Source organism: Mycolicibacter acidiphilus, assembly GCF_018455725.1.
GTDB classification, from domain to species: Bacteria; Actinomycetota; Actinomycetes; order Mycobacteriales; family Mycobacteriaceae; genus Mycobacterium; species Mycobacterium acidiphilum.
The window spans coordinates 1-9,799 of sequence record NZ_JAHCLR010000085.1 but is presented as its reverse complement, the minus strand read 5'-3'; the positions used below and the strand labels follow the sequence as shown (position 1 = coordinate 9,799).

Annotated in this window: 9 protein-coding genes; 4 read left to right on the top strand and 5 right to left on the bottom strand. The window is 65.3% G+C overall.

All coding sequences use genetic code 11. The features are described 5' to 3' along the window. The first annotated feature begins 170 nt into the window (after positions 1–170). Complete coding sequence (locus KIH27_RS21480) at positions 171–518, top strand: hypothetical protein (protein WP_214094989.1); 348 nt, start codon at positions 171–173, stop codon at positions 516–518. 285 nt (positions 519–803) lie between these two features. Next, positions 804–2,579, top strand: coding sequence for a PGRS repeat-containing protein (locus KIH27_RS21475; protein ID WP_214094988.1), 1,776 nt, complete (start codon positions 804–806; stop codon positions 2,577–2,579). A 94-nt stretch (positions 2,580–2,673) separates the two neighbouring features. Here KIH27_RS21475 and KIH27_RS21470 read toward each other — a convergent pair whose 3' ends face one another. The 5 genes from KIH27_RS21470 to KIH27_RS21450 all read right to left on the bottom strand — a co-directional run bounded on the left by KIH27_RS21470 (position 2,674) and on the right by KIH27_RS21450 (position 7,351). Continuing rightward, positions 2,674–3,369, bottom strand: coding sequence for a hypothetical protein (locus tag KIH27_RS21470; protein ID WP_214094987.1), 696 nt, complete (start codon positions 3,367–3,369; stop codon positions 2,674–2,676). Between the two features lie 150 nt (positions 3,370–3,519). Next, complete coding sequence (locus KIH27_RS21465; protein WP_214094986.1) at positions 3,520–4,209, bottom strand: chymotrypsin family serine protease; 690 nt, start codon at positions 4,207–4,209, stop codon at positions 3,520–3,522. 115 nt (positions 4,210–4,324) lie between these two features. After that, entirely contained in the window at positions 4,325–5,755 is a 1,431-nt protein-coding gene (locus KIH27_RS21460) for a site-specific integrase (RefSeq protein WP_250150524.1), read from the bottom strand. Between the two features lie 142 nt (positions 5,756–5,897). Beyond that, complete coding sequence (locus KIH27_RS21455; protein WP_214094985.1) at positions 5,898–6,251, bottom strand: helix-turn-helix domain-containing protein; 354 nt, start codon at positions 6,249–6,251, stop codon at positions 5,898–5,900. Then, positions 6,248–7,351, bottom strand: a complete 1,104-nt coding sequence (locus KIH27_RS21450; protein WP_250150522.1) for a tyrosine-type recombinase/integrase — start codon at positions 7,349–7,351, stop codon at positions 6,248–6,250. Before KIH27_RS21450 ends, KIH27_RS21455 begins: the two co-directional genes overlap by 4 nt. Before the next feature lie 374 nt (positions 7,352–7,725). On the opposite strand from KIH27_RS21450, the gene KIH27_RS21445 reads away from it, so the two are divergent. Both KIH27_RS21445 and KIH27_RS21440 read left to right on the top strand, forming a co-directional pair. Next, entirely contained in the window at positions 7,726–7,893 is a 168-nt protein-coding gene (locus KIH27_RS21445; RefSeq protein WP_214094984.1) for a hypothetical protein, read from the top strand. 603 nt (positions 7,894–8,496) lie between these two features. Then, entirely contained in the window at positions 8,497–9,081 is a 585-nt protein-coding gene (locus KIH27_RS21440) for a hypothetical protein (protein ID WP_214094983.1), read from the top strand. The last annotated feature ends 718 nt before the right edge of the window (positions 9,082–9,799 follow it).

Here is a 9,799-nt window from a genome sequence, read left to right as displayed (position 1 = left end):
CAGGACCTCGTCGACGCTGCGCGGGCGTCGTTCTCCACCGGCCAGCCGCATCTGGTGCTCGCGGAGCTGACCTCGTGGCAGGAGACTGCGACCGCCATCGCCGCCGGTCTCGGCAGGGGCGAGCCGGAGTGGTTGGGCGATAACGATGTCGTTGTGGAGCGGCCGTAGCGGTGGCCGCCAAGCGCGGCGAGCTTGTCCCTCGTCCTCCGAAGAAGATCGAGTACGAGGTTCGCTACGCAACCGCCGAGGCGGCCAGGGGCTGGCAGGATCTCGCGGCAACGATCCGTAATCCGCTTGCTGAGGCCTGGGACTTTCTGACGCGGACGCCCCTGACTAAGACCCCGACGAACTCCCCGCTGCGCGGCGTTCTCGGCACGATCTCCCGCGGGGGCAAGGTCCACGAGCGCTGGCAGCACAAGCCGACGCTCAAGGGCACAGCCCGCATTCGGTTCTTCGTCGAGGGCCGCACGGTCTACCTGGAGCAGGTGCACACCAGTCACCCGAACGAAACGAAGTAGGACAAGCTGGCCGCCCTGGGCATATGCGTGCAGCAGTTTCCTACCGGGAAGGTAGCGGGACGCACCGCCTCCCGAACGGCCTTCCGATCACCCGATAGCAACGTGACGTTGACACTATGTGCCGAGCGGCCGAGCAGCATGTTCACAGGAGGCGGCTGGAGAATGCCGCGTATGCACAGTAGTCGCGGTGCCAATGGCGGCGTTGAAGTCCTCGCTGGTACTGGGGATTCGCGCGTAAGTTCGGGCCGGCGGTACAGCCGTGAGGGCGACTACGGTGGCGAAAGGATGTCTTCGAGTCGACGACGCCGGCGTCATCGGCTTCTCGGGGTCGGTTCGGCGGTGGCATTGCTGGTGTCGGCCGCGCCGGTGGCCAGCGCAGATTTCGGCGTTGACGACCTGCTTGACCCCACTCTATGGTTCCCCGCGCCGGCGGCCGATACCGTCACCGCCGCGCTTGCCGACTCAGCTGTCGCGGGCACTATAGGGGTGGGCGCGCCGGCTGATGGTGATGTGCTCGGCTTCGATGGCCTCCGACTTGACGGTCTGCTCGCGGTGCCGTCGGAGTCGGCGGCTGGCTCGGCCGCGGCGACCACGGGCTCGGGTGCTGATGCATTGACCGAGTTCATCGACTCCGGAGGCCTTATCGGCCTGATCTATTCGCCGCTGCACAGTGCCTGGGAGGAGTGGATCACCAGCTCGCTCGGTGTTCAACTCGACAACCTCATCAACCCGGCATTCGCCGTTGACGGCCACTGCGGTCTGATCTGCAACGGTGATGTCGGAACAGCGGCCGATCCGACCGGGGGTGGCGGCGGCTGGCTGTTCGGCGACGGCGGTGCCGGCTGGAGCAGCGACCAGGCCGGGACGGTCGGCGGTGACGGTGGTGCGGCTGGGGCGTTCGGCAATGGCGGCGCCGGCGGTGATGGCGGGGCCGGCGCCGACGGCGGGGCCGGAGGTGCCGGTGGGAATTTGATCGGTGACGGCGGCAGAGGCGGCAACGGCGGCGCAGGGGCCGACGGTGAGGCTGGCGGAGACGGCGGCACCGGAGGCGCAGGCGGCTATTGGACGGTCGGAATCGGTGGTAACGGCGGTGACGGCGGCACCGGTGGCCCGGCAGCCGGCGCCGACAGCATCGCCGGTGCGGGCGGCAACGGCGGAGCCGGCGGCGTGGGCAGCCGCGGGGAGCTCGCCTTCCCGCTCATCCTGGCGCCGCTGCTCAACGTTGGTGTCGGGGGAGATGGTGGGGCCGGCGGTGATGGCGGTGCGGCCAGCGGTCTGGACAGTGTCGCCGGGGCTGGTGGAGTCGGCGGTGTCGGCGGTGACGGTGGCACACCAGACGGGGCTCCTGGGCTGGGGGCTGGCGGTGATGGTGGGGCCGGTGGCGACGGGGGTGCCGCGAGTGGAGCGGGCAGCATTGCTGGTGCCGGCGGTAACGGCGGCACCGGAGGCGAACCGAACGGGGGTTATCTCAGTATCGCCGGTGTTGGCGGCAACGGCGGCGCGGGTGGAAACGGTATCGACGGCGGGCAAGCAAGCCACGGCGGCAACGGCGGCGCCGGTGGTATCAGCGGCAGCACCACCTTCACCGTGACCCCATCAGGCACCGGTGGTGATGGCGGCACCGGTGGCGCCAGCGGCGGCGGTACCGGCGGCCAGGGCGGAGTCGGGGGCAACGGTGCGGCAGGCGGTCCCTTCAGCGCGACGACCGGCGGCGGCGGTGGTGGCGGTGGCGGCGCCGGTGACGGCGGGCTCGGAGGTAACGGCGGCAACGGCGGTGACGGTGCGTCAGGTTCTTCGCCTGGCGCTGCGGGAACCGGAGGGATCGGTGGCTCCGCCAACGGCGGGACCGGGGGAGACGGCGGTAACGGCGGCAACGGTGGCAGCAATAGTGCGCAAAGCACCGGCGGAAACGGCGGTAACGGTGGGCAGGTCGGTCCGGACGGCGACGGTCGCGGCGGGAACGGCGGCAATGGTGGCAACGGCGCCTTCAGCGCACCCGGCGGCAACGGCGGCAACGGCGGTCTCGACGGCGCTCCCGGCACCCCAGGGACCCCCGAATAAATCCTCGGTCAACAGCCCCGGTGGCGTGCGCCAGCTGTCTACGCCGACTGGAGTGCGGACTTGGCCCTGCCATACTTTCCGGCGGGGAAGTCGGTCAGAAGCCGAGGTCAGGCAGCAAGCCGCTCGGGTCTACCGCGTCAGCGGCTCCTGACGGGTCGATGCCGAATAGGCCGTCGAGCAGCGTTGTGGCGTTGCTCCACGCGGTGGTGTTTCCCGTGAACAGCGCATCACCGAGGTCGTTGAACAGCGCACCTGCGTCAGGCGATGCCAGGTCGACGCCGCCGACCTCGATCGGGCCGGTGGCATCCGGGTTGAACAGCGGCGCAGGGTCTGGGGTGCCGAAGTTGAAGAGATCGACGACCTGGTTACCGCTGGCGTCGGGGACCAGAAGCGACATGACCGCGTTGTCTTGGCCGGCTTGAACGGAGGCGATCTCGAAGCCAGAGAACCAGTTGTCCTGAATGATGAGATTGTCTGACGTGCCGGCAGTCGAAAGCGCCGTCGTGAACGACTCATTGACGCCGATGCTGCTCAGCGGGGTCGCCGCAACGCTGCCAAAGCTGCCCGCTATGGGGTCGGCGCCCAGTCCCAGGGAATTGCTTGGGTCTGAGAGCGTGGCCGGCAGCAACGGGCTCGCGCTATCGCCGGTTGGCGTCACCGTCCAGCCGTTGATCGCATCGGTGCTGTCGTCGGCGTGCGCGGCAGCGATTCCGAGCATTGCGACGGGCACGGCGGCTCCGCCGACCAGACCGATACCGACACCCCAGCGACGAACACCACGAACGGACATCTTCGAACCTTCCCCACGAGCATGGGCGACCGCCAGTCAACACGGTGCCGGTGATGCACGTTACGCCGCCGGCCTGGCAGTTAGCTGCGATGCACTGGAGCAGCCACCCGTACCCGTGGTTGCCACCTCGTGTCCGATGGCCGTCCCGTCTCAGGCCGGAACCGGGACGAACCCGGCACCCGGACCGCCATTGGCATTGACATCATCGAGGATGGCGCTGAACTTGACGAGGATGGTGTCCCAGCCCTGAGTAATGAAAGGCCCCGGCCAGGGGAAATATACGCCAGCGAAGATCATGCCGACCAACAGGCCACCAGAGGTGACCGGGGCACCGTTATCGCCGGGCTGATAGTTGACAGCCCCCTTCATGGACCGCCGCGGGTTCGAACCGGGGGTAGTGGTACGGATCCAGCAGAAGTCACCGGTGGCGGCCCCGAGTCGGCATTCGGGTTGGCCCTGTTCAGTGTCAGGGCCGATGCCATTGATGGCGAAACCCGCGAAGTTGGACAGCGGGGTGATTTTGGCGGGGTCGAATTTGATCACGGAGTACTTCAGACCAGGGTCGTTGGCAAGGGCCACCACGGTGCCCACCGGGCCGAGGTTTTCCGATCCTTCGGCAACCACTGGGGAGTCAGGTCCACCGCAACTGGCGGCGGTGAACCCAACTAGTTCTGCGGTTTTGTCGTGGCCGATGGTGGTCAGGGTGCAGTAGGTGCCGTCGACGATGATGCCCGCCCCGCCGCCCAGCGGGAGCGCCGCGGAGGCGTCGGGAGCACGCACGATGGCCAGTAGCGGCAAGAGCACGCACACGCCGACGCGCCAGCGATACGCGATCCGCACAGCCCGCCTCCTTAACCTGCTCGGGGTCCACACGATACAACCGGAGAGCGGTCGATGAGTTCATCCCGGGATCGGAGCGGACCCTGCTCCCGGCCCGCCGATAGCGTTGACGTCATCAAGAATCGCGCTGAACTTCATCAGGTCTGTGAATTGCACCTGCCGCGCTTCCCAGAGGTGATCGGGGGTGCGCTTCTGTGCGGCGGGAACCGGTGTGCGCGTACTTTCCCCAGGTGGTGCCGGATTCGGTGGCGTGTCTCTGTGTGACCCGGTCGCTGTAGCCGAGCATTTCGGCGACGACGGGTGCGGGGATTTCGGAGACGAGTTCTTGCAGCGCGGTGTTGCGTGCACCTTGCAGGTTGATCCCGAGGGAGCGGAGCCGCTTCATGATGGTCTGCGGGTCGAAGTGTCGACCTGGCCTGCTGCTGGGGAATAGCCAGGGCGTGCCGACGGCACCTCCTGCAGTGCGCAGGTTGGGCCGGTTGTCACGGTAGTAGTTGAGCAGCGACGCGAACGGCTCGGGGACCGGGACTGGTTCGGTACCGAGGGCGATGCGGGTTTCCCCATCTTTTCGGTGGATCGCGGTGGCTTGCAGCGCAGCGATCTTCGTCAGTGGTTGGGCGTAGAGCAGAAGGAGGACGCCGGCAACTCGGTAGGGAAGGGTTTCGGAGTCGCCGGTGAGCATCTCGTTGATCCAGGCCAAACGTTGTTCCTGGGTGACCGTCGGCGTGGTTCTGGCTTGTCGGAATCCGATTTTCACGCCGGTAGTGATCTTCGCGCCGGTGGCCCAGACGAAGAACGTTCGGATCCAGTAGCGGGTGGTCGGACCGGAGGCCAGGTATTCGTCGACGTCGCGCTGTGTGCAGTGGGCGGCCGCACGATGGTGGGTGTCGTGGAGCCAGGTGAGGAATTTGATCGTCTCGGTGATCTCTTGCTGGGCTGAGCGTCTCGGCCCGTCGGTGCCTTGGCCGGGCTTCGACATGCTGCGCAGGCGCCGTAGGTGGTGCCAGGTGGCGAACTGCTCGACGGGGGCGCGGACGGTCGGCGAGGCGATGGCGTCGAGTTTGGTGGCGAGCCAGACCTCGAAGCGGGCGAGATGTTCGTCGCGTTGGGGGAGCAGTCCGTGGTGCTGCAGGAGGCTGCGGAGGTGGTCGACGTGGCGGCCGGGCCCGGCTGCAGTGAGGCCGTCGTGGGTGAGCGGTATTGCACCCGAGGTGATCGCGCCCAGTAGTTTTAGCACTTCGACGTTGCGTTTCCAGGTCAGGATGCTCTCGGGTCGGTCCACGCCGCACAGGACTTCGATGAGGGTTTGCATGGCGGCGGGGTCGGCGGGGTGGTGCAGCAGGATTTTGCACAGGTCTTCTCGTAGGGTGCATCGGGCGCATTGTCCGCGGCGGTAGATTTCGCCTTCCAGCCCACAGGTTTTGCAGGTGTAGTTGCCTTGGATGCCGGCGCAGAGCAGGCAGACCGGCCGTGGGTCGTCGTGGCGGCAACGGCCGGGCAGGACGCCGTCGTGTCCGCAGTTCGGGCAGATGCCGTGCGTGCGCATGGCGCTGTAGAAACAGCTGTGGCACAACCAGTCACCGGGCCATTCCACGCGCAGCTTGTTGGCCTTGCGGTGGCAGCGGCTGCACTCGGCGGTTCCGTTCGTGACGGGTGGGCGCCCACGTCGGGTTGAGCGCGGCGTGGGCTTAATCGGCGCCATCGGTGATGATGCGCGCTCGTCGGGGCCGGACTGATTTGTTGAGTTCGACGACGTTGGGCGGTGCCGAAGGTGGGATTCCGGAGGCCGTCTTTCGCCGGCGGACGTCGGTAGCGGTCACCGTCACCAGGTCTTCGACCCCGCAGCCGAGGATGTCGCATAGGGCTGCCATCAGTTGCAGTGAGATCCGTTCGGGGCGTTGATGTACGACGCGGTAGACCTGGGGGCGTGAGAGCTGTATTCCGCGTTCGACGAGGAGGGGGATCAGCTCGGTGCTGTTGTGCATGCCGTGGGCGGCCATCAGCTCAGCGAGGCGCCAGTTGTAGCTGACTTCGCGTTTCACGATGTCTCCTCTCCCAGCGCGAGCGCGTCGTTGACGGTGCGGTCGAGGACGCGACGCAGGGTTCGGGTCCGAAAATCACTGGAGACACCCGTGTACAGCGAGGTGGTGCTGGCGTATTCGTGGCCGGCTTGGTCTTGGACGAACTTCGCGTCCCAGCCGTCTTCGATGAGATGGGTGATGTAAGACCGGCGAAATGAGTGCATGTCGAGTCCGTCCGACAGGCCGAGGTTCTGGCAGTAGCGTCGAAACCTGCGCAACAGCGTCCTCTCGGCGACCAAGGCGCCGCGCTCGCTGGGAAACAGGTCCATGCCCTCGTCCATATACGGGTGGCCATGCGTCAGCCAGTCGGCGATCACTTCCGGTGTCCAGTCGAACACCGTCAGCACCGTGCGCCGCTTGGGTGGCGATCCTTTCTTGGCTTTGCCGTAGCGGACCTTAACCACGCCGTAGTGACCGAACTCTCGAGCATGGGGATTACGGGAAAAGTCAACCGTCTGCAGGTGGCGTAGCTCGTTGAACCGCAGCCCGTAAGAGTAGGCGACCTTGAACATCACGGCATCGCGGTAGGCCGGCAACCAACCCTTCTTCCTGGCATTGGCGATCACGGTGACCTGGTCGTCGGCGTGGTCGAAGAAGTCCTGCAGCTCCTGTTTGGTGAACGGCCGTTTCTCGGGGGACTGCTCGTTGTCCTGGACATGGGTCGCGGTGTTCCACGCGAAGAACACCTGGGCCGGATGGGTGCCGAACCGCTGCTCGCAGACCCGGTCCCAGCCGTAGTCTGGGTCGGCGATGTAGGAGCAAAACAGCCGCAGTGAATTCTGATAGCCACGCACCGTGGACTGCCGGCGGCCTTTGATGCTGCGCAAGTCGCCGAAAAACTCCTCAACGATGACCGGCGTCCACGACCAGGGGAACTCATTGGTCTGGTCGATGAACCGTCGGACCGTCGCGATCCGAGTGTCGATCGTGTCGTGGGCCAGGTTGCGGCACAGTTGCTGGTTGCGCCAGCCGTCGAGCATCTCATCAACGGTTTGGACCTCGGGATGCAGCAGCGGCACCGCACCTACGAGAAACACGCGACCGCTCTTGTCGACGGGCAATCCAGCCTCCCAGCGTCCGTATCATCCGATGAATCATTGAATCATCTGATGAATCAATACCACATCCGCGCAGGTAGATCCATCACGGCGGCGACGCCTGGCTGGCTGACTCCCAGGGGGCTTTACGTGGACAGGCGCGGAGCTAGGTGCGACAAACAGCGAATACTGCTGTTGCCCTAGTACTTTCGGATCGCTGGGCGACGCGGGCGGACGGGGCTTGGGCGGGCTGGCCCTGATTCATCTGATGAAAACGGCGGGGTTTAGTTGACATAATGTAAGTTATCGGCGTTCGGTTGAACTGCGAGGATGATGTCGGCGCCCACGGGTAACCTGGAAACCTTCGCCCGGCACGGAGTCGCGTCCAGGAGCATGCGTTGCCGAATCATCACCCGTCCCGCACCTGGCGCGGCTGCGCCATGTGCAAGCCGCACAAGCGCCGTGGCGCCGGCCGCGCCACCAAGGATCCCGTCGCCACCCGCCGTCGACTCGGCCACACCCGCCGGTACTCGCGGCGCTCGCTGGGCTGGGATGGCCGGGCCTGATCGACCCTCGATCCCGCCGTCCCATCCCCGGCCCTGACTCATCAATACGTCACTGTGACGCAATATGTGGGGGCCGGTTCGACGCCTCGACTCGATCCGTGGAATTCCGCGGGTCCTGTCCGTTGACATCTGACGTGGGGCATTGCCACGGAATCCGAGGCATCGGCGTGTCTTTGCCAATCTATCTGGGGCACCGCCCGTAACCTTGATACGTGCACGCCGCAACGGTGGCGGCATGGCCGCAGGTTGTCGGTGGCGTAGAACTTGAGTTCAGGCCCACCGTGGGTAGGTCGCGTCTACCGCTGGCACAGTGTTCGACCACAGGTTTTGAAACGAATTGTCGCCCCGTTCGAGGGTTTCCATCTTTTCGCGGGCAGAGTAATTACCCGGGCCTGTGGTGGTTTTCGACCACGCGCGAGCATGTTGGTTACGAATCATGGTTAGAGCGTGACCATTTGATGGCACTGGATGCCGACCCCGCGGTGGTTGGTGTCGGCGGTGTCAAGCGGTGGAAGCAACGGAGTCGGTCAGTAGCTTGGTGAAGACCTCTCTGGGGGTGCCGCACATGCCGATGATGGCACTGATGAGATCAATGGCTGGACGGTGACGCCGACCGGCAGCAGTGGCAGTGTCGTCCTGACGACTCCGGCTACGCTATCGGACCCGAGCGATTCCCTGGGGCTGGGCACAGCCCCGATAGTCGGCAATTGGGTCAGCGGTCCGGCTGCCCCGCTCAGCAACATCGGGTTGGACGAGCAATTCACTACGGCTCTAGTTCAATTGGGTTCGCCCGATGGTCCAAATCCGAGCGATAACCTCGTCATCGCCGACAACTGGTTGCCGGGATTTGAAGAGGCCACTGTTCAGGTGCACGGCGGCGAGGTTGTCGATTTTCTGGCGCCTAACGCCACCGGTGATCAGGTTGTCGATCTTTTTAACGTGGACGTCGGCGATACCCCACCGCTGTTCAACCCGGACGCCACCGGACCCATCGACATCGGCGGGGTCGAACTGGCCGACCCGCAGGACGGGGCGCTGTTCAACGATCTGTTCGACGCGGTGTTCAAGGGCGACACCGCCGACTGGAGCAACGCCACGACGTTGTTCGACGACTGGCTCGGCATCGACCCATCGGGCGCTGCCGACGCGGTAGACCCAAGCGGCTTGCTGCCTGACCTCGGCTTCTGATCGAGTTCCCCGCAGGGGAATCCGGGGCGCGATGTGGGTGTCCTGGCCGAGGCGTTACCGCGAATCGGATAGCGATCGGCTGATCCTGGCCAACAACGAAATCGGTTCTGCGGCACATGAAAACCGACCTCGGCGTGCGGGTCAAAATTCACATACCATCGATAAATCGCTGTCGAGGCTCCGTGGCGTCGACTTTTCGGTTGTCTCGGGTCTGCCTGTGCCGGCTTTCTACGCTGATCGCAGGCTGCCGGGAGTGGCATGACCGCTACAGCCGATGACAGTTCGCGGCAAGCTCCGTTTGCCCCAGATGAAATGACAAATCAGCCCAACGGGATTGTCACTTGATCTGAGGCACCGCAGGTCACGGCTTCTCTCCTGCCTCAGACGCAACGACAACGGACAGGTCCGATCGTCCCGGCGCCGCGGGACGTTGAAACTTGGCTGGATGCGTTCTTGATGACACCCGCCGAGGCGCGGCCATCGTCACTAGTTCCGCCAGCGTCCCCCTCGCCACCGAGGCCCCCGTGACGGATCGTTCCGTCACAGTGACGCTTCGATTGCGGTGTGCGTCCGCGTCTCAGTTGCGGCTCGCACCCGGAATTTTCAACCGACACCTCTGGTCGTGATATCTTTCGGGGTCGGATGTTTTTTGGTACATCCGCATTTAAATGGAAGAAGTAAGGGCGGTGTCATAGCGTCGTAGCAACGAGGTGCCGAC

Coding starts and splice junctions, on each gene's coding strand:
- KIH27_RS21475 (WP_214094988.1), top strand. CDS start 804: ATGTCTTCGAGTCGACGACGCCGGCGTCATCGGCTTCTCGGGGTCGGT.
- KIH27_RS21470 (WP_214094987.1), bottom strand. CDS start 3,369: ATGTCCGTTCGTGGTGTTCGTCGCTGGGGTGTCGGTATCGGTCTGGTC.
- KIH27_RS21460 (WP_250150524.1), bottom strand. CDS start 5,755: ATGCGCACGCACGGCATCTGCCCGAACTGCGGACACGACGGCGTCCTG.